General features: G+C 61.6%; 27 protein-coding genes and 1 riboswitch. Of the genes, 20 read left to right on the top strand and 7 right to left on the bottom strand.

What is annotated here, in order from left to right; all coding sequences use genetic code 11:
• Positions 1-8 precede the first annotated feature (8 nt).
• Complete coding sequence (gene purN, locus JWU58_RS19510) at positions 9-659, bottom strand: phosphoribosylglycinamide formyltransferase (protein ID WP_024012162.1); 651 nt, start codon at positions 657-659, stop codon at positions 9-11.
• The gene (gene purM / locus JWU58_RS19505; RefSeq protein WP_123442816.1) at positions 659-1,717 is read right to left on the bottom strand and encodes a phosphoribosylformylglycinamidine cyclo-ligase; all 1,059 of its coding nucleotides are present in this window, start codon (positions 1,715-1,717) and stop codon (positions 659-661) included. The genes purN and purM overlap by 1 nt, the downstream gene beginning before the upstream one ends.
• A 373-nt stretch (positions 1,718-2,090) precedes the next feature.
• Here purM and JWU58_RS19500 point away from each other — a divergent pair, with 373 nt between their 5' ends.
• The 5 genes from JWU58_RS19500 (at position 2,091) to JWU58_RS19480 (ending at position 6,729) form a co-directional block, all read left to right on the top strand.
• Positions 2,091-3,149, top strand: a complete 1,059-nt coding sequence (locus JWU58_RS19500; protein ID WP_206420824.1) for a DUF2066 domain-containing protein — start codon at positions 2,091-2,093, stop codon at positions 3,147-3,149.
• A 34-nt stretch (positions 3,150-3,183) separates the two neighbouring features.
• On the top strand, positions 3,184-4,257 hold the full coding sequence (locus JWU58_RS19495; RefSeq protein ID WP_123442814.1) for an AI-2E family transporter: 1,074 nt from the start codon (positions 3,184-3,186) through the stop codon (positions 4,255-4,257).
• Between the two features lie 206 nt (positions 4,258-4,463).
• Positions 4,464-5,168, top strand: a complete 705-nt coding sequence (hda, locus tag JWU58_RS19490) for a DnaA regulatory inactivator Hda (RefSeq protein WP_007919828.1) — start codon at positions 4,464-4,466, stop codon at positions 5,166-5,168.
• 191 nt (positions 5,169-5,359) lie between these two features.
• Positions 5,360-5,977, top strand: coding sequence for a C40 family peptidase (locus JWU58_RS19485; protein ID WP_016773699.1), 618 nt, complete (start codon positions 5,360-5,362; stop codon positions 5,975-5,977).
• A 215-nt stretch (positions 5,978-6,192) separates the two neighbouring features.
• A complete protein-coding gene (locus tag JWU58_RS19480) occupies positions 6,193-6,729 on the top strand; it encodes a C40 family peptidase (protein ID WP_016773700.1) in 537 nt (178 codons plus the stop codon).
• A gap of 128 nt (positions 6,730-6,857) precedes the next feature.
• Here the strand turns inward: JWU58_RS19480 and JWU58_RS19475 are convergent, their stop codons facing one another.
• Positions 6,858-8,171, bottom strand: a complete 1,314-nt coding sequence (locus tag JWU58_RS19475) for a PQQ-dependent sugar dehydrogenase (protein WP_206420823.1) — start codon at positions 8,169-8,171, stop codon at positions 6,858-6,860.
• 66 nt (positions 8,172-8,237) lie between these two features.
• The gene (locus JWU58_RS19470; RefSeq protein ID WP_123442812.1) at positions 8,238-8,822 is read right to left on the bottom strand and encodes a hypothetical protein; all 585 of its coding nucleotides are present in this window, start codon (positions 8,820-8,822) and stop codon (positions 8,238-8,240) included.
• A gap of 162 nt (positions 8,823-8,984) precedes the next feature.
• Positions 8,985-9,214, top strand: a riboswitch (cobalamin riboswitch).
• An 82-nt stretch (positions 9,215-9,296) separates the two neighbouring features.
• On the opposite strand from JWU58_RS19470, the gene cobO reads away from it, so the two are divergent.
• The 14 genes from cobO to JWU58_RS19405 all read left to right on the top strand — a co-directional run bounded on the left by cobO (position 9,297) and on the right by JWU58_RS19405 (position 20,795).
• Positions 9,297-9,908 (top strand): cob(I)yrinic acid a,c-diamide adenosyltransferase, encoded by a 612-nt coding sequence (gene cobO, locus JWU58_RS19465; protein WP_016773703.1) that lies wholly within the window; start codon positions 9,297-9,299, stop codon positions 9,906-9,908.
• The gene (locus JWU58_RS19460; protein ID WP_206420822.1) at positions 9,905-11,305 is read left to right on the top strand and encodes a cobyrinic acid a,c-diamide synthase CobB; all 1,401 of its coding nucleotides are present in this window, start codon (positions 9,905-9,907) and stop codon (positions 11,303-11,305) included. The genes cobO and JWU58_RS19460 overlap by 4 nt, the downstream gene beginning before the upstream one ends.
• Positions 11,302-11,952: a 5,6-dimethylbenzimidazole synthase gene (gene bluB, locus JWU58_RS19455; protein WP_125926989.1), complete on the top strand. Its 651-nt coding sequence runs from the start codon at positions 11,302-11,304 to the stop codon at positions 11,950-11,952. Before JWU58_RS19460 ends, bluB begins: the two co-directional genes overlap by 4 nt.
• Entirely contained in the window at positions 11,949-12,857 is a 909-nt protein-coding gene (cbiB, locus tag JWU58_RS19450; protein WP_206420821.1) for an adenosylcobinamide-phosphate synthase CbiB, read from the top strand. The genes bluB and cbiB overlap by 4 nt, the downstream gene beginning before the upstream one ends.
• On the top strand, positions 12,850-13,842 hold the full coding sequence (gene cobD / locus JWU58_RS19445) for a threonine-phosphate decarboxylase CobD (RefSeq protein WP_073472676.1): 993 nt from the start codon (positions 12,850-12,852) through the stop codon (positions 13,840-13,842). The genes cbiB and cobD overlap by 8 nt, the downstream gene beginning before the upstream one ends.
• Positions 13,839-15,290, top strand: coding sequence for a cobyric acid synthase (locus JWU58_RS19440; RefSeq protein WP_206420820.1), 1,452 nt, complete (start codon positions 13,839-13,841; stop codon positions 15,288-15,290). The genes cobD and JWU58_RS19440 overlap by 4 nt, the downstream gene beginning before the upstream one ends.
• Before the next feature lie 121 nt (positions 15,291-15,411).
• The gene (gene cobU / locus JWU58_RS19435) at positions 15,412-15,933 is read left to right on the top strand and encodes a bifunctional adenosylcobinamide kinase/adenosylcobinamide-phosphate guanylyltransferase (protein WP_206420819.1); all 522 of its coding nucleotides are present in this window, start codon (positions 15,412-15,414) and stop codon (positions 15,931-15,933) included.
• Positions 15,930-16,985: a nicotinate-nucleotide--dimethylbenzimidazole phosphoribosyltransferase gene (gene cobT, locus JWU58_RS19430; RefSeq protein WP_206420818.1), complete on the top strand. Its 1,056-nt coding sequence runs from the start codon at positions 15,930-15,932 to the stop codon at positions 16,983-16,985. Before cobU ends, cobT begins: the two co-directional genes overlap by 4 nt.
• The gene (cobC, locus tag JWU58_RS19425) at positions 16,982-17,557 is read left to right on the top strand and encodes an alpha-ribazole phosphatase family protein (RefSeq protein WP_206420817.1); all 576 of its coding nucleotides are present in this window, start codon (positions 16,982-16,984) and stop codon (positions 17,555-17,557) included. Before cobT ends, cobC begins: the two co-directional genes overlap by 4 nt.
• 1 nt (position 17,558) lies before the next feature.
• Positions 17,559-18,281, top strand: coding sequence for an adenosylcobinamide-GDP ribazoletransferase (locus JWU58_RS19420; RefSeq protein WP_206420816.1), 723 nt, complete (start codon positions 17,559-17,561; stop codon positions 18,279-18,281).
• 114 nt (positions 18,282-18,395) lie between these two features.
• Positions 18,396-18,800, top strand: coding sequence for a MarR family winged helix-turn-helix transcriptional regulator (locus JWU58_RS19415; protein ID WP_016773714.1), 405 nt, complete (start codon positions 18,396-18,398; stop codon positions 18,798-18,800).
• 52 nt (positions 18,801-18,852) lie between these two features.
• Positions 18,853-20,061, top strand: coding sequence for an MFS transporter (locus tag JWU58_RS19410; RefSeq protein ID WP_110601190.1), 1,209 nt, complete (start codon positions 18,853-18,855; stop codon positions 20,059-20,061).
• Entirely contained in the window at positions 20,058-20,180 is a 123-nt protein-coding gene (locus JWU58_RS27405; RefSeq protein ID WP_016773715.1) for a hypothetical protein, read from the top strand. Before JWU58_RS19410 ends, JWU58_RS27405 begins: the two co-directional genes overlap by 4 nt.
• Before the next feature lie 54 nt (positions 20,181-20,234).
• Positions 20,235-20,795 (top strand): glutathione peroxidase, encoded by a 561-nt coding sequence (locus tag JWU58_RS19405; RefSeq protein WP_071171497.1) that lies wholly within the window; start codon positions 20,235-20,237, stop codon positions 20,793-20,795.
• Positions 20,796-21,019: 224 nt separating this feature from the next.
• On the opposite strand, the gene JWU58_RS19400 is transcribed toward JWU58_RS19405, so the two are convergent.
• The 3 genes from JWU58_RS19400 to JWU58_RS19390 form a co-directional block, all read right to left on the bottom strand.
• Positions 21,020-22,291 (bottom strand): OmpP1/FadL family transporter, encoded by a 1,272-nt coding sequence (locus tag JWU58_RS19400; protein WP_130902173.1) that lies wholly within the window; start codon positions 22,289-22,291, stop codon positions 21,020-21,022.
• Positions 22,292-22,437: 146 nt separating this feature from the next.
• The gene (locus JWU58_RS19395) at positions 22,438-22,920 is read right to left on the bottom strand and encodes a hypothetical protein (protein ID WP_122505975.1); all 483 of its coding nucleotides are present in this window, start codon (positions 22,918-22,920) and stop codon (positions 22,438-22,440) included.
• A gap of 271 nt (positions 22,921-23,191) precedes the next feature.
• The gene (locus JWU58_RS19390) at positions 23,192-23,416 is read right to left on the bottom strand and encodes a hypothetical protein (protein ID WP_016773719.1); all 225 of its coding nucleotides are present in this window, start codon (positions 23,414-23,416) and stop codon (positions 23,192-23,194) included.
• Positions 23,417-24,327: 911 nt separating this feature from the next.
• On the opposite strand from JWU58_RS19390, the gene JWU58_RS19385 reads away from it, so the two are divergent.
• Positions 24,328-24,651 (top strand): SEL1-like repeat protein, encoded by a 324-nt coding sequence (locus JWU58_RS19385; protein WP_024012181.1) that lies wholly within the window; start codon positions 24,328-24,330, stop codon positions 24,649-24,651.
• Positions 24,652-24,736: the final 85 nt, after the last annotated feature.

Here is a 24,736-nt window from a genome sequence, read left to right as displayed (position 1 = left end):
AATATCTCCTAGTGTCGAATCAAGTGGCCGCTGGCGGCGAGTAACTGGCCGTCGAGTAAAGCACCCTGGTCACCGAGTGTCAGCCTGCCTTCGGCAAACCAGCGTACTGCCATCGGGTAGATCAGGTGTTCCTGAGCGTGGACTCGTTGCGCCAGACTCTGCGGCGTGTCATGCAACTCTACCGGTAATACTGCTTGTACGACCAGTGGTCCGCCATCGAGTTCCTCGGTGACGAAGTGCACGGAGCAGCCATGTTCCGTGTCGCCGGCCTCCAGCGCACGCTGATGAGTGTGTAACCCTTTGTATTTGGGCAGCAGCGACGGGTGGATGTTGAGCAGGCGACCCTGGTAGTGGCGCACGAAATCAGCGCTGAGAATGCGCATGAAGCCGGCCAGTACCACGAGTTTGGGGTTGAATTGGTCGATCAGTTCGATCAACGCGGCATCGAAGGCCTCGCGGCCCTCGAATGCTTTGTGATCCAGCGAGCGGGTGGCGATACCCGCGTCGCGGGCGCGTTGCAGGCCGTAGGCGTCGGCGCGGTTGGAAATCACCGCAGCGATGCGGACCGGGCTGTCGCCGGTCCGCGTGCTGTCGATCAGAGCCTGCAAGTTACTGCCGGTGCCGGACAACAGCACCACGACATCACAGGACTTTGGCATCAGTGAGCCTTGAGGTTCTTCAGCTCGACCTGCGCAGCGCCCTCGGCGGCCACGGCGATCTGACCGATGACCCAAGGCTGCTCGCCGGCGTCACGCAGGGTGTTCAGCGCAACTTCAACGTGCTCCTGAGCTACACAAATGACCATGCCGACGCCGCAGTTGAGCACGCGGTGCATTTCGGTTTCATCAACGTTGCCTTTCTCTTGCAGCCAGTCGAACACCGCCGGGCGAGACCAGCTGGCCACGTCAACCACTGCTTGCGCGCCTTTTGGCAACACGCGTGGGATGTTGTCGAGCAGGCCGCCACCGGTGATGTGGGCCATGGCCTTCACAGCGCCGGTGTCTTTGATCAGCTTGAGCAGTGGCTTGACGTAGATGCGGGTCGGGGCCATCAGCAGGTCGGTCAGCGGTTTGCCGTCGAGCTGGGTGTTCTCGATGTCGGCACCGGAGACTTCGATGATTTTGCGGATCAGCGAGTAGCCGTTGGAGTGCGGGCCGGACGATGGCAGGGCGATCAGGGCGTCACCGGTGGCGACTTTCGAGCCGTCGATGATTTCCGCCTTTTCCACGACGCCGACGCAGAAGCCGGCCAGGTCGTAGTCTTCGCCTTCATACATGCCTGGCATTTCAGCGGTTTCGCCGCCAACCAGCGAGCAACCCGACAGTTCGCAGCCAGCGCCGATGCCGGTAACCACTTGGGCAGCGGTGTCGACATTCAGTTTGCCGGTGGCGTAGTAGTCGAGGAAGAACAGCGGCTCGGCGCCGCACACCACCAGATCGTTGACGCACATGGCGACCAGGTCGATGCCGATGCTGTCGTGCTTGTTCAGGTTCAGCGCCAGGCGCAGCTTGGTGCCGACGCCGTCGGTGCCGGAGACCAGCACTGGCTGCTTGTAGCCGGCCGGGATTTCGCAGAGGGCGCCGAAACCGCCCAGGCCGCCCATGACTTCCGGGCGCGCAGTGCGCTTGGCGACGCTCTTGATGCGTTCGACCAATGCTTCACCGGCGTCGATGTCTACACCGGCGTCCTTGTAGCTCAGGGAGGGTTGCTTGCTCATGATCCAGGCCTTTAGGGGAGGGGATTCAGGGGGTAACGACCGAGTTCAGCGGGAACATCGAACTCGATGGGCGATCGCCTCACGCGAGTTTCGAGGGGCCCGGCTGTTGCCGGTCTGCGAAGGCGCGCGATTTTATCAGGCTTGAGGGGCAGCGGCCATCCTCGCACCGACGGGCAGGGCCATATCGGCGGAAATTTTTTGCAATCGCAGGGTATGACTGCCTGTATAAGGTGTGGCGATTAACCGTCTATCGTTAGGACTGTGCAAAAACTTACCGCCACCGTGTGAATGTTTTGCCAGGGGTGGGGGTCACAGCCTTGCTCAAACGGTTCACGCGGCGTGTTCCAGCCGCTCCTGTCGACGGGAATTTTCCATGCGTTTTTGTAAATTATTGTTTGTAGGCTGCCTGACGCTGGTCAGCCTGGCGAGCCATGCCGAAAACCTCAAAGGCCTGTATCAGGTGCGTCAACCGGTCAACGGCCAGGCGCCGGAAGAGCGCGATCGCGCCACGCAGGCGGCGCTCGATACCCTGGTGCTGCGCCTGACCGGCGACCCGAAAGCCGCGCAGAACCCGGGGCTGGCGCCGATTCGCAAGGATCCGCAGCAGATCATCAGCCAGTTCGGTTTCGATGCCGGGCCACCGGAAGTGCTGAAAGTCGACTTCGATCCGGCAACCACCGAGCAGGCCTTGCGCCGGGCCGGGTTGCCGGTGTGGGGCGCCAGTCGACCGTCGATCCTCGGCTGGTGGCTGAACGATTCGACTGAAGGTGCGAGCCTGGTCGGTGATGGTCAGGCCGCAGCCGCGATGTTGCGCACGGCCGCGCAACATCGCGGTTTGCCACTGCGCTTGCCGCTGGCTGATCTCAGCGAGCAATTGGTTGCCACCGCACCGGCGCTGGAAAGCGCTGATCCGGCGCCCCTGCGCAGTGCTTCGGAACGCTACAACGCTGACGCCTTGCTGGCGGTGCACGCGCGCGAAGAGGGCGGGCAGTGGCAGGCGAAATGGCGCTTGTGGCTCGGTGATCAGAAAGAGGCCGGCAGCGTGCAGGGCGCCGATCAGGCTGCGGTTGCCGATGCGGTGATGCTAGCGGTAGCCGAGCGTCTGGCGCCGCGATTTGTCGCCAAGCCCGGCGCGTCGGGTCAGCAGACTCTGGAAGTGCAGGGCATGAATCTGGAGCACTATGCAGCGCTGCTGCGGTTACTCGAACCGTTCGGCGTGCGTCTGCAAAGCGTGCAGGGTGATCGGATCGTCTACCGGGTCAATGGCAGCGTCGATCAATTGCGCGCGCAATTGTCGCTGGCGAAGTTGCAGGAACTGCCGGCCGAAGCGCCGGTTCCGGTGGCGCCTGCCCAGCCAGCGGCGGATGGTACGCCTGCGGTGGCAGCGCCAACCCCGGCAGCGGCGGCACCGTCGTTGCGGTTTCGCTGGTAAGTCTTTCCTTATATAGAAGCATCAGGAGTGGTAAATGGCCGATACGCGGCGTTGGTTCTGGCTCGGTGGGGTAGTCCTGCTTTGCGCGTTTATATGGTTGCTGCACCCGATCCTCACGCCGTTTCTGGTCGCGCTGTTGCTGGCTTATCTGTTCGATCCGCTGGTCGATCGTCTGGAACGCCTCGGGCTGTCGCGAACCTGGGGTGTGATCGCCGTGTTTGCCTTGTTCACCTTGATCGTCACCGCGTTGCTGCTGGTGCTGGTTCCGATGCTCGCCAAGCAGTTGCTGCGTCTGTACGAGCTGGCGCCGCAGATGCTCGACTGGTTGCAGCACACCGCTGTGCCGTGGGCGCAAGCGAAACTGGGGCTGTCGGACGGCTTCTGGAAATTCGATAAAGTCAAAGCCGCGATCAGCGAGCACATGGGCCAGACCACCGACATCGTCGGCGTGGTGCTGAGTCAGGCGACGGCCTCGAGCCTGGCGCTGATCGGCTGGCTGGCAAACCTGGTGCTGATTCCGGTGGTGAGCTTCTATCTGTTGCGCGACTGGGACGTGATGATGGGCAAGATCCGCAGCCTGCTCCCACGTGATCGCGAAGAGCGCGTGGTTGCGCTGGCGGGCGAGTGCCACGAAGTGCTCGGCGCGTTTGTGCGCGGGCAGTTGCTGGTGATGGTTGCGTTGGGGGTGATCTACGCGGCTGGCCTGATGATCGTCGGTCTGGAGCTGGGGCTGTTGATCGGCCTGATTGCCGGTCTCGCGGCGATCGTGCCGTACATGGGTTTTGTCATCGGCATCGGCGCGGCATTGATCGCCGGGTTGTTCCAGTTCGGTGGCGATCTGTACCCGATGGTCGGGATCGTCGCAGTGTTCATGGTCGGTCAGGCACTGGAAGGCATGGTGCTGACGCCTCTACTGGTCGGGGACCGCATCGGCCTGCACCCGGTGGCGGTGATCTTCGCGATCCTTGCTGGCGGCGAGCTGTTCGGTTTCACCGGCGTTCTGCTGGCGTTGCCGGTGGCGGCGGTGATCATGGTGCTGGTGCGTCATGTCCACGACTTGTATAAGGATTCCGGGATCTACAGCGGCGTCGACGAACCCGAGCTGTGATGCGAGGGCCAGCCCGGCGCTTGGCCGGGCTGGCCCGTGTCGTGCAGGCGAGGGCGCCAGAGAATCCGTCACAAAACCGCTGCGTCAACGCAAACCTTTGATTTTGCTTGGGGTCTGTCGCATTGTGCGCTCAGCCTCACGGGTATAAACTTCGCCAACTTTACACAGAGGCCACTAACGGTTCCTTTGAGAACTGTTCAGTCAGCATGAAACCGATTCAGCTGCCCCTAGGTGTGCGTCTGCGTGACGACGCCACCTTCATCAACTACTACCCAGGCGCCAATGCCGCTGCACTCGGCTATGTCGAGCGTCTCTGCGAAGCCGACGCCGGGTGGACAGAGAGCCTGATCTACCTGTGGGGCAAGCACGGCGTCGGGCGCACGCATCTGTTGCAGGCCGCGTGCCTGCGCTTCGAGCAGATGGGCGAACCGGCGGTGTATCTGCCGCTGGCCGAGTTGATGGACCGCGGCGTGGAAATCCTCGACAACCTTGAACAGTACGAACTGGTCTGCCTGGATGATTTGCAGGTGATTGCCGGCAAGGCCGACTGGGAAGAGGCGATGTTTCATCTGTTCAACCGTCTGCGTGACAGCGGCCGGCGCCTGCTGATCGCCGCGTCCACTTCACCGCGCGAACTGCCTGTGAAGCTGGCTGACCTGAAATCCCGTCTGACCCTGGCGCTGATCTTCCAGATGCGCCCACTTTCTGATGAAGACAAATTGCGTGCGCTGCAATTGCGCGCATCCCGTCGCGGTCTGCACCTGACCGATGAAGTCGGGCACTTCATTCTCACTCGCGGCACGCGCAGCATGAGCGCGCTGTTCGATCTCCTCGAGCAGCTTGATCAGGCGTCCCTGCAAGCGCAACGCAAGCTGACCATCCCCTTCCTCAAGGAAACTCTTGGCTGGTAGTAGTGGGCTTTTGCCAGCTTTCAGGCGCCAGAAAACCCGCGTCTTTGCGCCGATTCACCGGCCAGACGAGTTACGCGCTTAGATGTAAACGCGAAACCGGGAAGTCACATAAAGTTCGATTGAATTTGCAAATGAGGACGATAGCGGGCATAGTCTCGGCTTCTTTACAACTATCAGCCACGGTCGTGCCCATGCTAAAGCGCTTCGCACCCCTCGTGCCTCTCGCACTCGTTACCCTGTTATTCGGTTGTGCTGCACATTCTCCGGTTCAAGAGCCGCCGCAACAGGTCAAGAATTCTGCTACCGCCCAATCTTCCGTTATTTACCAGGAAGAGCTGGACACCGAAAAAGAACTCAACCAGTTCAACGGCAGCAAGCCTTATCAGCTTCCTGTACTGGCTGACAGCATCCTCGAACGCGGCATGTCCCTGATCGGTACCCGTTACCGTTTCGGCGGTACTTCTGAAGCCGGCTTCGATTGCAGCGGTTTCATCGGTTACCTGTTCCGCGAAGAGGCCGGCATGAACCTGCCGCGCTCGACTCGCGAAATGATCAACGTTGATGCGCCGCTGGTTTCGCGCAGCAACCTTGAGCCGGGTGATCTGCTGTTCTTCGCCACCAATGGTCGTCGCGGTCGTGTCAGTCACGCCGGGATCTACCTGGGTGACAATCAGTTCATCCACTCCAGCAGTCGTCGCAGCGGCGGTGTTCGCATCGACAGCCTGGGTGACAGCTACTGGAGCAAGACCTTCATCGAAGCCAAGCGTGCACTCGCCATGGCGCCGACCGTGGTCACCGCTCGCAAGTAAGCCCGAGGTCGCTGCGTTCGCGGCGACAAAACGGCACGGCAACGGAGTAGACCTAAACTTTACAAGGTGAAGTTAAAGTCTTACTTGAAGTTTGCCGCGTAGCCGCTAGAATCCTGAATCTATATTGATGGCAAACCGCCTGCGTGATGACGCAGGCGGTTTTGTTTCTGTCCATTCTGCAGAGAAAGCCGCAGCCAGATCAGGATGTTCTGCTTATGACGATGTCGGCCCGCCTCACCTTGATCCTTTGCGCCGCGCTGCTCAGCGCCTGCGCCAGCCGTACACCGCCGCCAGCCCCCGTGGTTCGCGCGCCGATCGTGTTCGGTCCTTCCCAGGCTTTTTCTCCCGTTGCTGAAGACGTGCTGTTCCGCGCCCTCGGCCTGGTCGGCACGCCGTATCGCTGGGGCGGCAACACGCCAGATTCCGGTTTCGATTGCAGTGGTCTGATCGGTTTCGTCTACCGCGACGCGGCGGGAATTTCGCTGCCACGCTCGACCCGCGAAATGATCGTCATGCAGGCGCCGAATGTCGGCAAGGAAGGCTTGCAGACCGGCGACCTGATTTTCTTCGCCACCAATGGCGGCTCGCAGGTCAGTCATGCGGGGATTTACGTCGGTGAGGGGCGCTTCGTGCATGCACCGGCCACGGGTGGCACGGTCAAGCTTGATAGCCTGTCGAAGGCCTATTGGCAGAAGGCGTATCTGAGCGCCAAGCGAGTGTTGCAGCCGGGGCAGCTGGCGCATAATCCCTAGCGCGTATGCATAACTAATTGTGGGAGCGAGCCTGCTCGCGAAGGCGGAGTGTCAGTCGACAATGATTTGACTGATACACCGCTTTCGCGAGCAGGCTCGCTCCCACATTTTTTTACGTCGTGCTTAGCTTATTTGCTGGCCGACACACGCCATACTTTGTTCCCGACATCATCCGCTACCAGCAAGCCACCTTGCTGATCGATGACCACGCCAACTGGGCGGCCCAGCGCGTTCTCGTCCTTGTCGAGGAAACCGGTCAGCACATCCACCGGTTGCCCGGTCGGTTTGCCGCCAGTGAACGGCACGAAAATCACCTTGTAGCCGCTGTGCGGTTTGCGGTTCCACGAGCCGTGCTGGCCAATGAATGCGCCTTCCTTGAATTGCGCCGGCAAGCGGTTGCCCTCGGCGAAGGTCAGGCCCAGCGAAGCGGTGTGCGGACCGACGGCGTAATCCGGAGCGATGGCCTTGGCCACCAGATCAGGATTCTGCGGTTTGACTCGCACATCGACGTGTTGCCCGTAGTAGCTGAACGGCCAGCCATAGAAGCCGCCGTCCTTGACCGAGGTGATGTAGTCCGGCACCAGATCGCTGCCGATTTCGTCACGCTCGTTGACCGCTGTCCACAAGGCGCCGCTGGTGGGTTCCCAGGCAAGGCCGTTGGGGTTGCGGATGCCCGAGGCGAAGATCCGGTGATTGCCGGTCGCCCGATCCACTTCCCAGATCGCCGCGCGGCCTTCTTCCTGATCCAGACCGTTTTCGCCGACGTTACTGTTCGAGCCGACGGTGACGTAGAGCTTGTTGCCGTCCTTGCTGGCGATGACGTTCTTGGTCCAGTGGTGATTCAGCGTGCCGCCGGGCAAGTCGACGACTTTGATCGGTTGGGTTTTGATCTCGGTGGCGCCCGGCTCGTAGTTGAAGCGCAGCAGGCGGTCGGTGTCGGCAACGTACAAATCATTGCCAACCAGCGTCATGCCAAACGGCGAATTGAGGTTCTGCAGGAACACCGTGCGGGTTTCCGCGACGCCATCGTGGTCGGCATCACGCAGCAGGGTGATGCGGTTCGGGCTGGGTACGCCGGCACCGGCCTTGCCCATGACTTTCTTCATCACCCAGCCACGAATGCCTTTGCTGTCATCGGGCTTGGGCGGCGCATTGGTTTCCGCCACCAGCACATCGCCGTTGGGCAGCACGTAGAGCCAGCGCGGGTGATCGAGTCCTTCGGCAAACGCCGCGACCTGGGTGCCGGCCGCTGCGGTCGGTTTCGCGCCGTCCGGCCAGCCCACCGCCGGGGCGATGTTGACTGTCGGGATCAGTGTCTTGTTCGGTTCGGGCAGTTTCGGTGACGGACCGGTGCCGTCGGAAACTTGCAGGCTGGAGGTTTCACCGCAGGCAGCGAGCCCGCCAGCGACGGCGATGATGAGAGCGAGTGGGGCCTTGCGCATTGCTGATCTTCCCTATGAATGCATTCCTAAACATAGAGGAGGGCGCAGGCCCGATGGTTCAACTGCTCAACCGCGGGCTTCCTTGAACAGCACGGCGATGCCCGGATGATAGTTGCCCGCGTCGCTGTGCAATTTGCGATAGGCGTAGGGGAAATACCAGGCCACGGCGCAGGTGTGTTCCTTTTGCAGGTCGTCGACCATGTCCTGCAGTTCTTCAGGGCTGGCGCTGTGCTGGGCTTTTTGCGGAGCGATGAAGAGGCAGCCGAGCTTGAGATCGCTTGCGTAGCTGATGCGCTTGGCATCAACGGTGATGTCGAGCAGGGCCTGGGTCAGGTTGAGGTTGTTGACCCGTGGCCAGCGTTGCGTGGCCTGAATGAATGCACGGTCTTCGCTGCCGGCAATTAACAGATCGGCGCGGGCATTGCGTTCGCCTTCTTCGTTCTGTTTGCGCGTGGCGGTGTCGTTCAGCGTGACCATTTCAGCCATCCACGCCGCTGCCGCGAGCAGGCCCAGATTGGCTTTCTCGTCGTGCCAGTACGGCGTGTCGTTGTCGCCGCGAACGGTGTTGTAGCGATCGATACAGTCAAACCAGCGTTCCAGCACCGGGCGCAGGAATTCCAAGCGCGGGTTGCTGATGATCATGCCTTGCATCGTCGTCATCCTTATTGTTGTAGTGGGCTTTTCGGAAAAAGCATGGCTCTTTGATATCACTTGTCACAGTCTGGCACAAGATTGCCGCTGCACATTTGATCAGCGGCAGTTATTCGCGCGCAAAGCGCCTCTTCAATTGACGCTCCACCCCCAACCCTCTAACCTTCGCCGCTTGTTTCAGGTGCTCTGTGGCCCCGCGTCGACAGAGTGAAACAGGGAAGCCGGTGAGTGTGGTCTTCAAGCGAAGCCACGACGATCCCGGCGCTGCCCCCGCAACGGTAAATGAGTGAAAACTGCGCCTTGAGCCACTGCCTCGAAAGAAGCGGGAAGGCGCGCAGTCAGGCGAAACGCCGCTCATGAGCCCGGAGACCGGCCTGATCCATCTCAACGGCATCACGGTGGGCGATGCCAGGCTTTTTGCCGTCTATTCTTGTGCCTGCCCGCCGTTATCCAGCCTCAACGGAGAGCTCCCCCATGACTGATTCCCCCGAGCGTGACGAACGCCATCTGGCGCGCATGCAGCGCAAGAAAGCCGTGATCGACGAACGCATTGCCAACTCGCCCGACGAATGTGGCCTGGTGCTGGTGCTGACCGGCAACGGCAAAGGCAAGAGCAGCTCGGCATTCGGCATGCTCGCCCGCGCCATGGGCCACGGCATGCAATGCGGCGTGGTGCAATTCATCAAGGGCCGCAACAGCACTGGCGAAGAATTGTTTTTCCGCCGCTTCCCCGAGCAGGTGCGTTTCCACGTCATGGGCGAAGGCTTCACCTGGGAAACCCAGGATCGTCAGCGCGACATCGCCGCGGCGACCGCCGCTTGGGAAGTCTCGCGCGAATTGTTGCGCGACCCTTCGATCGGTCTGGTGGTGCTCGACGAATTGAACATCGCCCTCAAGCACGGCTACCTCGATCTCGATCAGGTGCTCAGCGATTTGCAGGCGCGTCCGCCGATGCAGCACGTGGTGGTCACCGGTCGCGGCGCCAAGCCGGAAATGATCGAGATGGGCGACACGGTCACCGAGATGGGCATGCTCAAGCACGCCTTCCAGGCCGGGATCAAAGCGCAGAAAGGCGTCGAACTTTGAAGCCACCACGTCACTGCCCGGCGGTGTTGATCGCCGCGCCGGCCTCCGGTCAGGGCAAGACCACCGTCACCGCTGCACTCGCCCGTTTGCATCGCAATCAGGGGCGCAAGGTGCGCGTATTCAAATGCGGGCCGGACTTTCTCGACCCGATGATCCTCGAGCGCGCCAGCGGTGCGCCGGTGTATCAACTGGACATGTGGATGGTCGGCGAGCAGGAAAGTCGCCGCCTGTTGTGGGAAGCCGCCGCCGAGGCTGATCTGATTCTGATTGAAGGCGTGATGGGCCTGTTCGACGGCACGCCATCCAGCGCTGATCTGGCGCGCCACTTCGGTGTGCCGGTGCTCGGCGTGATCGACGGCACCGCCATGGCGCAGACCTTTGGCGCCTTGGCGCTGGGCCTGGCGAAGTATCAGCCGGACTTGCCGTTCGCTGGCGTGCTGGCCAACCGCGTCGGCACCTTGCGCCATGCGCAATTGCTCGAAGGCAGCCTCACCGAAGGTTTGCGCTGGTACGGTGCGCTGTCCCGCGAGACCGGCATCGAATTGCCGAGCCGCCACCTCGGTCTGGTCCAGGCCAGCGAATTGAATGATCTGGATCTGCGTCTCGACGCGGCTGCCGATGCGCTGGCCAGCAGTTGCCAAGTCGCGCTGCCACCGGCGGTTGAATTCGCCGCGCCTGACCTCATCGCCGCCGAGCCTTTATTGAATGGTGTGCGCATCGCCGTCGCCCGCGATGAAGCCTTTGCCTTCACCTATGGCGCCAGCCTCGATCTGCTGCGGGCGATGGGCGCCGAGCTGCAATTTTTCTCGCCGATCCGCGACACGCAATTGCCCGAGGCGGACAGCCTGTATCTGCCGGGCGGCTATCCAGAGTTGCATCACGTCGCGCTGGCGCAGAACACCTCGATGCTTGCAGCAATCCGCGCGCACCACGCGGCGGGCAAGCCGTTGCTCGCCGAATGTGGCGGCATGCTTTACCTGCTTCATTCGCTGACCGACGTGGAAGGCACCCGTGCTGAGCTGGTCGGTTTGCTCAAGGGCGATGCAACGATGCAGAAGCGTCTCGCGGCGCTGGCGTTGCAGGCGGTTGAGCTGCCGGAAGGGGAGTTGCGTGGGCATACCTATCATCATTCGCTGACCACCACCGAGCTGACGCCGATTGCCCGGGGGGTGAGTCCCAATGGCGGGCGCGGCGCTGAGGCGGTTTATCGCGAGGGGCGGATGACGGCTTCCTATGTGCACTTTTATTTCCCGTCGAATCCTGTGGCTGTCGCTGCGCTGTTTGCGCCCGGCCTTGAGACCGCCATCGCTGGCAAGCCAGCTCCCACAGGGGATTGCGTTTCGTCAGGTATTGCACCGCCCACTGTGGGAGCTGGCTTGCCAGCGATGGGGCCATGACCGACAACACATTCTCCGAAGCCGAACGCGCGGCGGTCTACAAGGCCATCGCCGAACGCCGCGACATGCGCCACTTCACCGGCGGCAGCGTCGAACCGCAGTTGCTGCGTCGTCTGCTCGAAGCCGCTCATCAAGCGCCGAGCGTCGGCCTGATGCAGCCGTGGCGCTTCATCCGCATCAGCGATCGCGCTCTGCGCGGGCAGATCCGCGATCTGGTGGAAGAAGAGCGCATCCGCACCGCCGAGGCCCTCGGCGAGCGCAGCGATGAGTTCATGCAGCTCAAGGTCGAAGGCATCAACGATTGCGCAGAAGTGCTGGTCGCGGCGCTGATGGATGATCGCGAAAAGCACATCTTCGGTCGGCGCACCTTGCCGGAAATGGACATGGCCTCGTTGTCCTGCGCGATCCAGAATCTGTGGCTGGCCTCCCGCGCTGAAGGCCTGGGCATGGGCTGGGTCTCGCTGTTCGAACCGCAAGCCTTGGCGGATTTGCTCAAGTTGCCGGTCGGTGCCAAGCCGCTGGCGGTGTTGTGTCTGGGCCCGGTCAGGGAATTCTATCCGGCGCCGATGCTGGTGCTTGAAGGCTGGGCGCAGGCGCGGCCGCTCAACGAGCTGCTGTACGAAAATTATTGGGGAGTGAGTCAATGAGTGTGGCGTTGCTGAGTGTCGCTGCGGTAGCGCTGGATGCGCTGCTCGGTGAACCGAAACGCTGGCATCCGCTGGTGGCGTTCGGCAATTTTGCCGGGCGCATTGAGCAACGCTTCAACGCTGGCGGTCGTGGCTGGCGCAGCCATGGCGTGACCGCGTGGGTGCTCGCGGTGCTGCCGCTGACTCTGCTCGCCACAGCATTTTCCTGGGCGCCCTATGTCGGCTGGATTGTCGAGATCCTGGCGTTGTATTGCGCCCTCGGCATGCGCAGCCTCGGCGAACATGTCGCGCCGGTTGCGGCGGCGTTGCGCGCCGATGATCTGGACGAGGCACGCAAGCGCGTCGGCTATCTGGTCAGTCGCCAGACCGATGAACTCGACGGCACTGCGGTTGCCCGCGCCGCGACTGAGTCGGTGCTGGAGAACGGCAGCGATGCGGTGTTCGCTGCGCTGTTCTGGTTTGTCGTCGCCGGCGCGCCGGGCGTGGTTCTGTATCGCTTGAGCAATACCCTCGATGCGATGTGGGGTTATCGCAACGAACGCTTCGAGCGTTTCGGCTGGGCGGCGGCGAAAATCGACGACGTGTTGAACTACATTCCTGCGCGTCTGGTGGCATTGACCTACGCGCTGCTCGGCAAAACCCGACTCGCGCTCAAGTGCTGGCGCACCCAGGCGCCAAAGTGGGACAGCCCCAACGCCGGCCCGGTGATGGCGGCCGGTGCCGGTGCGCTGGGCGTCGAGTTGGGTGGCCCGGCGATCTATCACGGCGAACTGCACGAGCGCCCGCAATTGGGCGAGGGTGCGCCGGCCGATGCTGATTCCATCGACCGTGGCTGGCAATTGGTCCAGCGCGGCGTATGGTTATGGCTGCTGATGCTTTGCCTGGGGGCGGAATTTTATGCTTGAGCACGGTGGCCGGCTGCGCAAGGCTGCACTCGATTACGGGATCGCCGAGGCCGACTGGCTTGACCTGTCCAGCGGCCTCGCGCCATGGCCGTTCCCGATCCCGGAGATCCCGCTACGCGCCTGGGCGCGGTTGCCGGAAACCGATGACGGACTGGAACAGGCCGCCTGCGATTATTACGGCGCCGCGCAGGTGCTACCGGTGGCCGGCTCGCAAATGGCTATCCAGCTGCTGCCGCGTCTGCGTCGGGCCGGCAAGGTCGGCGTGTTGTCGCCGTGCTATGCCGAGCATGCCGAAGCGTGGCGGCGCAGCGGTTACATTGTCCGTGAAGTACTCGAGCAGGAAGTCGAATTCTTTCTCGACAGTCTTGATGTGCTGGTGGTGGTCAATCCGAACAACCCGACCGGACTCAGCCTGACCCCGGCGCGCCTGCTCGACTGGCATGCGCGGCTGGCGCAACGTGGCGGCTGGCTGGTGGTCGATGAAGCGTTCATGGACAACACGCCGCAACTGAGCCTGGCGCCCTATGCGCATCAGGTCGGGCTGGTGGTGTTGCGTTCGTTCGGCAAGTTTTTCGGTCTGGCCGGGGTGCGCCTCGGTTTCGTTCTGGCCGAGCGCAAGTTGCTCAAACTGCTCGCCGAACAGGTCGGGCCGTGGGCGGTGAGCGGGCCGACGCGGGTGCTCGGTACGGCGTGCCTGCAAGACACCGAGGGCCATACCCGTCAGCGGATCCGCAGCGATGAAGCGAGCGAGCGGTTGGCGGCGCTGCTGACCCGTTGCGGTTTTGCACCGCAGGGTGGCTGCGCGCTGTTTCAGTGGCTGATCACCGAGCACGCCGAAGCGCTGCACGAATTCCTCGCCCGGCGCGGCATCCTCCTGCGCCTGTTCAGCCACAACAGCAGCGTGCGTTTCGGCCTGCCAGCGGATGCCGCGCAAGCGCTGCGTCTCGAACAGGCTTTGCAAGCTTTCACCAAGGACCACCCATGACCACTCTGATGGTGCAAGGCACCACGTCCGATGCCGGCAAAAGCACTTTGGTGACGGCGTTGTGCCGCTGGGCCACCCGCCAGGGCGTGGCGGTGGTGCCGTTCAAACCGCAGAACATGGCGCTCAACAGCGCAGTCACCGCTGACGGCGGCGAGATCGGCCGCGCGCAGGCAGTGCAGGCGCAAGCGGCCGGTCTTGAACCGCACACCGATATGAATCCGGTATTGCTCAAGCCCAACAGCGACACCGGCGCGCAAGTGATCATTCATGGCCGCGCGGTGACGACGATGAACGCCGTCGCTTATCACGATTACAAGGCCATCGCGATGCAAGCGGTGCTCGCCTCGCACGAGCGACTCAGCGCTGCGTATCCGCTGGTAATGGTCGAAGGCGCCGGTTCGCCGGCGGAGATCAATCTGCGCGCCGGCGACATTGCCAACATGGGCTTTGCCGAAGCGGTGGATTGCCCGGTTTTGCTGATCGCCGACATCAATCGCGGCGGCGTGTTTGCGCATTTGGTCGGCACGCTGGAATTGCTTTCACCGAGCGAACAGGCGCGGGTCAAAGGCTTCATCATCAACCGCTTTCGCGGCGATATCGCCTTGTTGCAACCGGGCCTCGACTGGCTGGAACAACGCACCGGCAAACCGGTGGTCGGCGTGTTGCCGTACGTGATGGACCTGCACCTTGAAGCCGAGGACGGCATCGACCAACGCCAGACCGACAAGGCCGAGCAGGTGTTGAAAGTGGTGGTGCCGGTGCTGCCGCGCATCAGCAATCACACCGACTTCGACCCGCTGCGTCTGCATCCGCAGGTGGATCTGCAATTCGTCGGCCCGGGCCAGGCGATTCCCGCCGCCGACCTGATCATCCTGCCGGGCTCGAAAAGCGTGCGCAGTGATCTGGCTTATCTACGCGCCAACGGTTGGGATGCGGCGATCAATCGGCATCTGCGCTACGGCGGCAAGGTGCTGGGGATTTGCGGCGGTCTGCAGATGCTCGGTGAACAGGTGCACGATCCGCTTGGGCTGGAAGGCGCTGCCGGCTCCAGCGCCGGTCTGGGGCTGCTGGCGTTCGAAACCCAGCTCGAAGCCGACAAGCAACTGCGCAACGTGCGCGGGCGGCTGACGCTGGAAAACGCCGCAGTCATCGGTTATGAAATCCATGCTGGCGTGACCACCGGGCCGGCTCTGGAAAATCCGGCGGTGCATCTGGACGACGGTCGTTGCGATGGCGCGCAGAGTGCCGATGGTCAGGTGTTCGGCACCTATCTGCATGGCTTGTTCGAATCCCCCGAGGCGAGCGCGGCGTTGCTGCGCTGGGCCGGGTTGAGTGATGTGCAGGAAGTCGATTACCACGGCTTGCGCGAACGCGACATCGAGCGGCTGGCGGATCTGGTGGAGAAGCATCTGGATACCGGGCTGTTGCGTCAGCTCTGTGGGATTTGAGTTGTCCGGGCTGGCCTCTTCGCGAGCAGGCTCGCTCCCACAGGGAGACGCGATCAACGGTGGGAGCGAGCCCGCTCGCGGAGGGGGCCGGTTGCCTTACCACACATTTTTGGATGAACCCATGCTCCAACTGATCCTCGGCGGCGCCCGCTCCGGCAAGAGTCGTCTGGCGGAAAAACTCGCCAGCGACAGCCATCTGGCGGTCACCTACATCGCCACCAGCCAACCGCTGGACGGCGAAATGAATCAACGCGTCGCCCATCATCGCGCACGTCGCCCGGTCGAATGGGCGTTGATCGAAGAGCCGCTGGAACTGGCCCGCGTGCTGCGCGAATCCGCCGGCGCCGAGCGCTGCCTGCTGGTCGATTGCCTGACCCTGTGGCTGACCAATCTGCTGATGCTCGACGACGCCGAACGTCTCGCCGCCGAGCGTGAAGCCTTGCTCGACTGCCTGGCGTCGTTGCCGGGTGAAATCATTTTTGTCAGCAACGAGACCGGAATGGGTGTCGTGCCGCTGGGCGAATTGACCCGCGGCTATGTCGATGAAGCCGGTTGGCTGCATCAAGCTCTGGCCGAGCGTTGTCAGCGAGTTGTCCTGACCGTCGCCGGCCTGCCCCTGACTTTGAAAGGACCTGCGTTATGAGCCCGACCTGGTGGCTGAACCCGTGCAAAACCGTGAACCCGGACATCATCGCGCAAGCGACCGAGCGCCAGCAGCAACTGACCAAACCGGCGGGTTCGTTGGGGCGCCTTGAATCGGTGGCCGTGCAACTGGCCGGTCTGCAAGGTCAGCTCAAGCCAACGCTGGATCAAGTCTGGATCGCGATTTTCGCTGGCGACCATGGCGTGGTAGCCGAAGGCGTATCGGCTTATCCGCAGGAAGTTACCGGGCAGATGCTGCTCAACTTTGTCAGCGGCGGCGCGGCGATCAGCGTGCTGGCGCGTCAGCTCGGCGCGCAGATGGAAGTGGTCGATCTGGGCACGGTGAATCCGACGCTGAATCTGCCCGGCGTGCGCCATCTGAACATCGGCGAGGGAACGGCGAACTTCGCACAGGGCGCAGCGATGACTCAGGCGCAGGGCGAATCGGCTTTGCAGGCCGGTCGCGACAGCGTCTTGCGCGCGAAAGCCGCCGGCACCCAGTTGTTCATCGGTGGCGAAATGGGCATCGGCAACACCACGGCGGCCAGTGCGCTGGCCTGTGCCTTGCTCGATTGCCCGGTGGCGCACCTGACCGGTCCCGGCACCGGGCTGAATGCCGCTGGCGTCAGCCACAAGGCACAGGTGATCGAACGCGCGCTGGCGCTGCATGCCGCACAGCGTGGCGATGCCTTGCAGACGCTATTCAATGTCGGCGGTTTCGAGATTGCCGCGTTGGTCGGCGCTTATCTGGCCTGCGCGCAGGAAGGCATTGCGGTGCTGGTCGACGGCTTCATCTGCACGGTCGCGGCACTGGTCGCGGTGCGCTTGAATCCAGCCTGTCGTGAGTGGCTGTTGTTCGGCCATCGCGGTGCCGAGCCGGGCCATCGCCATGTGCTGGAAACCTTGAGCGCCGAGCCGCTGCTCGAGCTCGGCCTGCGCCTGGGCGAGGGCAGTGGCGCGGCGTTGGCGGTGCCGTTGTTGCGCCTGGCGTGTGACCTGCACGGGCAAATGGCGACATTCGCCGAAGCAGCCGTGGCGGATCGCCCGGCATGAGCCTGCGCCTGGATCTGCTGCGCCACGGCGAAACGGAACTCGGCGGCGGCTTGCGCGGCAGCCTCGACGATGCGCTGACCGCAAACGGCTGGACGCAGATGCGTGCGGCGGTGGTCAACGGCGGGCCGTGGGATCGTATCATCAGTTCGCCATTGCAGCGCTGCGCGCGCTTCGCTGCTGAACTCGGCGAGCAACTGAACCTGTCCGTGCATCTGGACAAGGATCTGCAAGAGCTGCATTTCGGCGCGTGGGAAGGGCAGAGCGCGGCGGCGTTGATGGAAACGGATGCTGAAGCGCTGGGGCTGTTCTGGGCTGATCCCTATGGCTTCACGCCACCGCAGGGGGAGCCGGTCAGCGCGTTTTCCGCGCGGGTGTTGGCGGCGGTTGCGCGATTGCACGCGGCTTACGCCGGCGAACGGATTCTGCTGGTCAGCCACGGCGGCGTGATGCGTTTGTTGCTGGCGCAGGCACGAGAGCTGCCACGTGAACAGTTGCTGAATGTCGAGGTCGGCCACGGTGCGCTGTTTGCGCTGACGGTCGAGGCTGACGGCGCGCTCAAGGAAGGTCACTGAGATGTTGCCGCTGTGGATCGCCTTGCAGTTTCTCAGCAGCCTGCCGATTCGCCTGCCGGGCATGCCTGAGCCGCAACAGCTTGGCCGTTCGCTGCTGTTTTATCCGCTGGTGGGATTGCTGTTCGGGCTGATCCTCTTCGCGTTGAATCTGTTGTTGGCCGGCGCGCCGATGTTACTGCATGCGGCGCTGTTGCTGACCGTGTGGGTATTGCTCAGCGGCGCGCTGCATCTCGATGGCCTGGCCGACAGCGCCGATGCCTGGCTCGGCGGTTTTGGTGATCGCGAGCGCACGTTGACGATCATGAAAGATCCGCGCAGCGGGCCGATTGCGGTGGTCACGCTGGTGCTGGTGTTGTTGCTCAAATTTGCCGCGCTGCTGGCACTGATCGAGCAAGGGCATACCCTGGCGCTGATCATCGTGCCGGTGCTCGGGCGAGCGGCGCTGTTGGGGTTGTTTCTGACTACGCCGTATGTGCGTGCGGGTGGCTTGGGTCAGGCGCTGGCCGATCATCTGCCGCGTAGAGCGGGGTGGTGGGTGCTGGGGTTGAGTGCGCTGGGCTGCGTGTTGATCGCGGGTATCGGCGCGGTGCTGATTTCGCTGGTCGGGTTTGTCTGGCTGCGGCGTTTGATGATGCGGCGGTTGGGCGGGGCTACCGGGGACACGGCGGGGGCGTTGCTGGAATTGCTGGAGATGGGGGTGTTGGTGGGGCTCGCTTTGGTCTGAAGGATTTGCGGAGATGATGCCTGCTCGCGAAGGCGGCCTCACCGGCAATAATGATGTGCAGAGTAAACTCATCTGTAACTTGATTTAACACACTCGCGGGTATATACACGCATCATGCTTCCTTCTCAGTGTTTGTGCACCAACCTGCGTCGCGCCGCGCGTGGCGTCAGCAGGCATTACGACGGCGCTCTCGACGGCTTCGGGATCAACGTTGCCCAGTATTCTCTGCTGTGTAATCTGCAGCGGCTGGAGCAACCGAGCATTTCCGAACTGGCCGAAGCCATGGGCCTGGATCGCAGCACTTTGGGGCGCAACTTGCGCGTGCTCGAGGGCGAAGGTCTGGTGGCGCTGGCCGAAGGCGAGGACATGCGCAACCGCATCGTGCGCCTCACCGAAACCGGCGTGCAGCGCCTGGCAGCGGCATTGCCGGCGTGGGAAGCGGCGCAACAGCGGCTGATCGACCGTCTCGGTGCCGAGAAGCGCGAAACCTTGCTCAAACTGCTCGACGAACTGGCCTGACGCCGGTTTTTTCGCGCTCAAGCGGGTATATACCCGCGACTGGAGAATAACAATGACATCAATGTGGCGTACGTGCGGTTGGGTGTTGCTGGGGAGTGCGCTGATCCTGGCGTTGTCATTGGGCGTGCGCCACGGGTTCGGTCTGTTCCTGTCGCCGATGAGCGCGCAATTTGGTTGGGGTCGGGAGGTATTTGCTTTCGCCATCGCCCTGCAAAACCTGATCTGGGGTCTGGCGCAGCCATTCACCGGCGCCCTGGCCGACCGCTTCGGCGCGGCGAAAGTGGTGCTGGTCGGTGGGATCCTCTACGCGGCGGGCCTGGTGTGCATGGGCCTGTCTGATTCGGCGGTGACTCTGTCACTGAGTGCCGGTCTGCTGATCGGTATCGGTCTTTCGGGCACTTCGTTTTCAGTCATTCTTGGTGTTGTGGGTCGTGCTGTGCCGCCAGAGAAACGCAGCATGGGCATGGGTATCGCTAGCGCCGCCGGTTCGTTCGGCCAGTTTGCGATGTTGCCGGGCACGCTGGGCCTGATCGGCTGGCTCGGCTGGTCGGCCGCGCTGTTGGTGCTGGGCCTGTTGGTGGCGATGATTGTGCCGCTGGTGAGCATGCTCAAGGACAAGCCGCTGCCGGTGCTTGGCCATGAACAGACTCTTTCCGAAGCGCTGCGTGAGGCCTGCTCGCACTCCGGTTTCTGGCTGCTGGCGTTCGGCTTTTTTGTCTGCGGTTTTCAGGTGGTGTTCATCGGTGTGCACTTGCCAGCGTATCTGGTCGATCAGCATCTGCCCGCCAGTGTTGGCACTACGGTGCTGGCGTTGATCGGACTGTTCAATATCTTCGGCACTTACACCGCCGGTTGGCTCGGTGGCCGCATGTCCAAACCGCGCCTGCTGACAGCGTTGTATCTGCTGCGCGCGGTGGTGATCGTGCTGTTCCTGTGGTTGCCGGTGACGACCATGTCGGCGTACCTGTTCGGTATGGCCATGGGTTTCCTGTGGCTGTCGACGGTGCCGTTGACCAACGGTACGGTGGCGACCTTGTTCGGCGTGCGCAATTTGTCCATGCTCGGTGGCATTGTCTTTCTGTTCCATCAGCTCGGCTCGTTCCTTGGTGGCTGGCTGGGCGGGGTGGTGTACGACCGTACCGGGAGTTATGACTTGATCTGGCAAGTGGCGGTTCTCTTGAGCCTGCTCGCGGCGGCGCTGAACTGGCCGGTGCGCGAGCGTCCGGTGGCGCGCCTGCAAGCTGCGGCGAGTGCAGCATGAGCCGGATCTGCGCGCGGGTCGTTGTTGCCGCACTGGCTGCAGCGCTGTTGGCGCTGGTGTGGTGGGGCTGGCAGCGCGGCGGTCTGGCGCTGATGCAGTTGGGCATGAGTATTTGCTAGATGGCAGCGTGGCGAGTAACGTCGAAGCCTGATGACTGCCCAAGGAAATTCGACATGTTGATGCGCTGGTGTGCTGTTCCCGCGTTGCTGATGGCGTTGACTGGCCTGGCCCAGGCCGCCGATTGTCCTGAGCTGCTGCAAGGCTCGCTGCCGAAGCTGCGCGCCAAGGAATCCATCGATCTGTGCAAGCAGTACGCCGACAAGCCGCTGGTGGTAGTCAATACCGCCAGCTTCTGCGGTTTCGCCCCGCAGTTCGAAGGCCTCGAGGCGCTGAACAAGCGCTACAAGGCGCAAGGGCTGGAGATGCTCGGCGTGCCGTCCAATGACTTCAAGCAGGAGTCCAAGGACAGCGCCGAAACCGCCAAGGTCTGTTACGCCAACTATGGCGTGACCTTCAACATGACCGAGCCGCAGAAGGTTCGCGGCGACGACGCCACGCATCTGTTCCAGGTATTGGCCGCGCAGAGCAATGCGCCGAAGTGGAATTTCTACAAGTATGTGGTCGACCGGCAGGGCAAGGTGGTGGCGAGTTTTTCCAGTTTGACCAAACCGGATGACCCCGAGTTTATCGCGGCGATCGAGAAGGCCATTGCCTCCAAACCGCTGAAGCCCTGAAGCCCTGAAGCCCTGAAGCCTTGTGATGATCCTGTAGGAGCTGCCGCAGGCTGCGATCTTTTGATCTTGATTCTCTGAAGGTAAAAGCAAGATCAAAAGATCGCAGCCTCGTTGCACTCGTCAGCTCCTACGGGTTGTACAAATTTTCAGGCATGAAAAAGCCCCGCCTCTGTAAAGAGAGCGGGGCTTTTTGGTGGGCGAGGGGTTAGCCTCGCCACGGTGCATCAGAAGCGGTAAGTCGCGCCGACACCGAAGCCGTTTGCCGAGTTTTCATACTTGGCATCGTAGGTCTGGCCACGCGCGTTTTCGTTGCGGATGTTGACCGACTCTTCTTTGAGGTACGAGTACGCGACGTCGATGGTCAGGTCGTCCGTCGGGCTCCAGCCGGCACCGATACTGAAGATGGTGCGGTCGCCAGTCGGGATACGCGGCGAGCGGTCTTCGTTATTGGTTGGCGACTGGTCGAAGGTCAGACCGGTACGCAGCACCCATTCCTTGTTCAACTGGTACGAGGTACCCACGGCATAGGCCCAGGAGTCATGCCAGTTCTGGTCTTCGTTGATCGAGCCGAACTGACCGGCCAGCAGAGGTTGCACGCCGGAGTTCTTCACGGTGATCTTCTCGAGCTGGCTCCAGCGGGTCCAGGTGGTGCCGGCATATACGTTCCAGCGATCGTTGATTGCCTGGGTGACCGACAGGTCCACGGATTCCGGCGTGGTGATCTTCAGCGAAGCGTCGTACTTCTGGTTGGCGCCAACGCCCACAAGCGCCAGGGCGTTGTAGTTGACCTTGGTGTCGCCTTCGAGCTTGTAGTCGACCTTGGAGTGGTAGGTCAGGCCGACACGGGTGGTGTCGGTGGCCTGGACCAGCAAGCCGACGTTGTAACCCAGCGCGGTATCGTCACCCTTGATCTTGACCTTGCCGTCCGGCAGTGCCTGGGTGATCGACAGGTTGGATTCCAGCGAGCCGTCGATGCGGTTGATGGTCGGGCCGAAACCGATCGACACCTTGTCGTTGAAGGCGTAGCTGACGGTTGGCTGGAAAGTGATGACTTGTACTTCGGACTTGCTGCCGAAGTAACGACCGGCGAAGCCGTTTTCGTAATCCGTGATCAGACCGAACGGTACGTACACACCGAGACCGAATGCCCAGTGGTCATCGATCGGTTTTACATAGAAGCCCATAGGTACAGCGGTGAAGGGCACCATGTCGCCTTTGTTGCTACCGCCGTTAGGGCTGGAGCTGGCGTTGCTGATATCGGTGTGTGCATCGACAACGGCGACACCACCGGTGACTTGTTCGCGCTTGATGCGCGCCATGCCGGCCGGGTTGCCATAAACAGTGCTTGCGTCGTCGGCAGAAGAAGATCGCCCGGCAAAACCAGTCCCCATCCCACTGATGCTTTGTTCGTTGAGGGCAAAACCTGCCGCGAAGATTTGTGTAGAGGCAAGGGTAACGGCGAGGCTAAGGGTGGTTTTGAGCATGACTTTTTTCATTATTAGAACTCCTGGTGATCACCGGGGCGAAAATTACCAACATTTTCGTCCCAGCGCTATAGCCTGTATGCCTTGAGTTAGAGCGGTTTTGTAGGACAATCCGACCAAAATGGCGACCTGATGGGAGAACTTGTGAAACCGCCCGGTCAGCAAGCGACCTGATTCAGCGGTGAAACACAGGTTTGCCAGGCATAGGTGAAGTCGCGCAAACGGCCTTGCGGTTGAAAGGTCTGGCGCCAGATACGCGCCATGCCGAGCAGGTCGGTCGGAGCGGGGAGGGTGGGGTGTTGTTCTTCTATCAGCAGCCAGGCGATGGCCGTGGCGTAACGCAGGTTGACGGTCAGTTCCAGATGCGGGCCGCTGAGGAACGCATGCTGACTGGCCAGGCCGCGCACCAGGCTGGCGCGCTCCGGATCGAGCGCCAGATAATCATCCCAGAGGGCCTGATGGCGATGTTCGGCAATCCGGTAGAGGCCGTGGCCACGGCGGTCATGCAGGGCAGACCCGAGGGCGGACTGGCTGGCGGCGATACCCAGCAGCAGGGATTCGGCAGTTGCGCAGTGGCGTCCCAGATAAATCAGTGTGGGACGGATCACATAGCGGCACAGTTCGCTGGCAGCGATACCCATAACACCCTCGGTTCTTGTTGTTGAGGGCGAGTCCTGAAGGGGCCTTGGCAGCAGTGGATCGACTCAGGCTCGCCGCAAGCGGGTCAAGCCGCTTGAGTTGAAGTGTAGTGTCATATTCAGCGTGTAAAGGCCTGTTTTTAAAATATTTCCGCCATCGCATCCCGGGCGTTAGATCGGAACATGCTTAGAAGCGCAGCGCTAAAAGTGAAATATCAGGCAATAAAAAGCCCCGCTTTTCAGCAGGGCTTTGCTTTTGCAGCCTGTCCGGCTTTCAGGCAACCAGTGCCTGACGGGTACGCTCGATCACGGCCTGCAGCGGTTCGGCGCTGGAGTATTGGTCGGGGTACAAACGCTCGCTGTGACGAGCGATGCCGTGTTCATTGACCACGGTGAAGCTGAAGCAGCCTTTGCGAGCGGCCATGATCAGGCAGTTCATTGGAGCAAAAGCGTTGGTTAGGGTGCGAATGGCATCCTGAGTCTGGATTTGAGTAGACATAGTTATTAGGTGTTCCTACAAATGACACGGATAAGAACCGTGCAACGTTAAAACGTTCCAGTAACGTTGATCACCATTGATCGAACGAAGAACCCGACTGGAACAAAGCAGCCAGTTTGAAGCGCTGATAAATGTGCGCGCTTGGGCTGGCAGGTAGGTACTTAGGAGGACAGGCATCACAGCGAGGGCAAAGGTTCTGGGCCCGGGGTGAAGATCCTGATCAATTTGCAGGTTGGTTCGGTCAGAGTAAGTGTTCTTCGCAACGCCCTTTGTTTTCGTTCAAAGGCAGCGTCGTCGCAAGATTTACCTGGAAACCATCGAGGGGTCGTTCCCGCTTTTTTCGGCAATGTCTTCCTGTTGGAAGTTGACCGTGGGGAGATGTTCGACCGGAATTGACTTTCAGCTTGGTACTAACGCCGCGGATAGTAACGGATCCGTTCGGGCGAAGCAAACCCCATGACCCAAAAAAGGATCACAGGGAGAGGTCGTGTCGCACCGTCCGTCGGCGTGCATGCTTTTCGCAGAGCCTTTCGGTCGCTCGCAGCTGCGCAAAATGACCCGAAAAAGCGCACGCATATAACCGGCTCACAGGTACTTGTGCACATTAGTTGCGCAGAGCGTAACGCAACTGTCACATCGATCCTGACTCCAGTCGCTGCCTGTATCAAAAGTTTAAGTCAATGAAAAATATCGTCTTTTTTTGTTGGTGAAAAAATCGTCAGTTTGACTGCGAGCCCCATTCCATAAGGCTTTGCGGGGATCGTAGAGCGGTTGTCCACTGACTTATCCACAGCTTCTGTGGATTGTCCCTAGCGCTTGCTCTAGCACGGGCGTGCCGGGTTTTTTTCGACTTTACCTGTAAGAAAAAGAGAGTAAAGTGGCGCGCCTTCCGATCTGTCCCGCAGTGCTTTATGAAGTTTCGCTCAGTATCAGACTCTGTTACCTCCAATCCGACCTCTGTTACCGCTCCCAAGCGTTTTTCCGTACGTGTGGCTGAGTGGCTGCTCGATGCGCCGCGCCTGAGCGACAGTCCCAGCGCCAAACACCTCGCTGGCCGTCTGCTCAAGCAACCGGCCCGTGAAGGTGTGGTCGCTGCACAGAGCCGTCTCGGCCAATTGATTTGCCGGGAGTGCGGCAATGCCCGTGACCGACGTATCGGCCAAGAGCTGCTGCGTCAGGCCGCCCGTGCCGGTGACCGTCGCGCGCAGCAGGAACTCGGTCTGATCGAAGACTGAGCTGTCCAAGCCCAGACACCTTGGTTAACCTTCAGGCTTTATCCGATTGGCAGGAGTTGCTATGGCTATGGACTTGACCAGCATA

The sequence above is a fragment of the Pseudomonas atacamensis genome (assembly GCF_017167965.1).
In the GTDB taxonomy this organism is placed as follows: Bacteria; Pseudomonadota; Gammaproteobacteria; order Pseudomonadales; family Pseudomonadaceae; genus Aquipseudomonas; species Aquipseudomonas atacamensis.
The sequence above is the reverse complement of the archived record's forward strand: the minus strand, read 5'-3'. Positions and strand labels throughout refer to the sequence as shown.

Excerpts from the sequence above, each read along its gene's own strand:
- JWU58_RS19485 (WP_016773699.1), top strand. The coding sequence starts at position 5,360 with ATGCTAAAGCGCTTCGCACCCCTCGTGCCTCTCGCACTCGTTACCCTG.
- bluB (WP_125926989.1), top strand. The coding sequence starts at position 11,302 with ATGACCGACAACACATTCTCCGAAGCCGAACGCGCGGCGGTCTACAAG.
- JWU58_RS19440 (WP_206420820.1), top strand. The coding sequence starts at position 13,839 with ATGACCACTCTGATGGTGCAAGGCACCACGTCCGATGCCGGCAAAAGC.
- JWU58_RS19495 (WP_123442814.1), top strand. The coding sequence starts at position 3,184 with ATGGCCGATACGCGGCGTTGGTTCTGGCTCGGTGGGGTAGTCCTGCTT.
- cobC (WP_206420817.1), top strand. The coding sequence starts at position 16,982 with ATGAGCCTGCGCCTGGATCTGCTGCGCCACGGCGAAACGGAACTCGGC.
- hda (WP_007919828.1), top strand. The coding sequence starts at position 4,464 with ATGAAACCGATTCAGCTGCCCCTAGGTGTGCGTCTGCGTGACGACGCC.
- cobU (WP_206420819.1), top strand. The coding sequence starts at position 15,412 with ATGCTCCAACTGATCCTCGGCGGCGCCCGCTCCGGCAAGAGTCGTCTG.
- JWU58_RS19390 (WP_016773719.1), bottom strand. The coding sequence starts at position 23,416 with ATGTCTACTCAAATCCAGACTCAGGATGCCATTCGCACCCTAACCAAC.
- JWU58_RS19385 (WP_024012181.1), top strand. The coding sequence starts at position 24,328 with ATGAAGTTTCGCTCAGTATCAGACTCTGTTACCTCCAATCCGACCTCT.
- JWU58_RS27405 (WP_016773715.1), top strand. The coding sequence starts at position 20,058 with ATGAGCCGGATCTGCGCGCGGGTCGTTGTTGCCGCACTGGCTGCAGCG.
- JWU58_RS19420 (WP_206420816.1), top strand. The coding sequence starts at position 17,559 with ATGTTGCCGCTGTGGATCGCCTTGCAGTTTCTCAGCAGCCTGCCGATT.
- JWU58_RS19475 (WP_206420823.1), bottom strand. The coding sequence starts at position 8,171 with ATGCGCAAGGCCCCACTCGCTCTCATCATCGCCGTCGCTGGCGGGCTC.
- cobO (WP_016773703.1), top strand. The coding sequence starts at position 9,297 with ATGACTGATTCCCCCGAGCGTGACGAACGCCATCTGGCGCGCATGCAG.
- JWU58_RS19405 (WP_071171497.1), top strand. The coding sequence starts at position 20,235 with ATGTTGATGCGCTGGTGTGCTGTTCCCGCGTTGCTGATGGCGTTGACT.
- cobT (WP_206420818.1), top strand. The coding sequence starts at position 15,930 with ATGAGCCCGACCTGGTGGCTGAACCCGTGCAAAACCGTGAACCCGGAC.
- cbiB (WP_206420821.1), top strand. The coding sequence starts at position 11,949 with ATGAGTGTGGCGTTGCTGAGTGTCGCTGCGGTAGCGCTGGATGCGCTG.
- JWU58_RS19415 (WP_016773714.1), top strand. The coding sequence starts at position 18,396 with ATGCTTCCTTCTCAGTGTTTGTGCACCAACCTGCGTCGCGCCGCGCGT.
- cobD (WP_073472676.1), top strand. The coding sequence starts at position 12,850 with ATGCTTGAGCACGGTGGCCGGCTGCGCAAGGCTGCACTCGATTACGGG.
- JWU58_RS19395 (WP_122505975.1), bottom strand. The coding sequence starts at position 22,920 with ATGGGTATCGCTGCCAGCGAACTGTGCCGCTATGTGATCCGTCCCACA.
- purM (WP_123442816.1), bottom strand. The coding sequence starts at position 1,717 with ATGAGCAAGCAACCCTCCCTGAGCTACAAGGACGCCGGTGTAGACATC.
- JWU58_RS19470 (WP_123442812.1), bottom strand. The coding sequence starts at position 8,822 with ATGCAAGGCATGATCATCAGCAACCCGCGCTTGGAATTCCTGCGCCCG.
- JWU58_RS19480 (WP_016773700.1), top strand. The coding sequence starts at position 6,193 with ATGACGATGTCGGCCCGCCTCACCTTGATCCTTTGCGCCGCGCTGCTC.
- JWU58_RS19410 (WP_110601190.1), top strand. The coding sequence starts at position 18,853 with ATGACATCAATGTGGCGTACGTGCGGTTGGGTGTTGCTGGGGAGTGCG.
- JWU58_RS19500 (WP_206420824.1), top strand. The coding sequence starts at position 2,091 with ATGCGTTTTTGTAAATTATTGTTTGTAGGCTGCCTGACGCTGGTCAGC.
- JWU58_RS19400 (WP_130902173.1), bottom strand. The coding sequence starts at position 22,291 with ATGAAAAAAGTCATGCTCAAAACCACCCTTAGCCTCGCCGTTACCCTT.
- purN (WP_024012162.1), bottom strand. The coding sequence starts at position 659 with ATGCCAAAGTCCTGTGATGTCGTGGTGCTGTTGTCCGGCACCGGCAGT.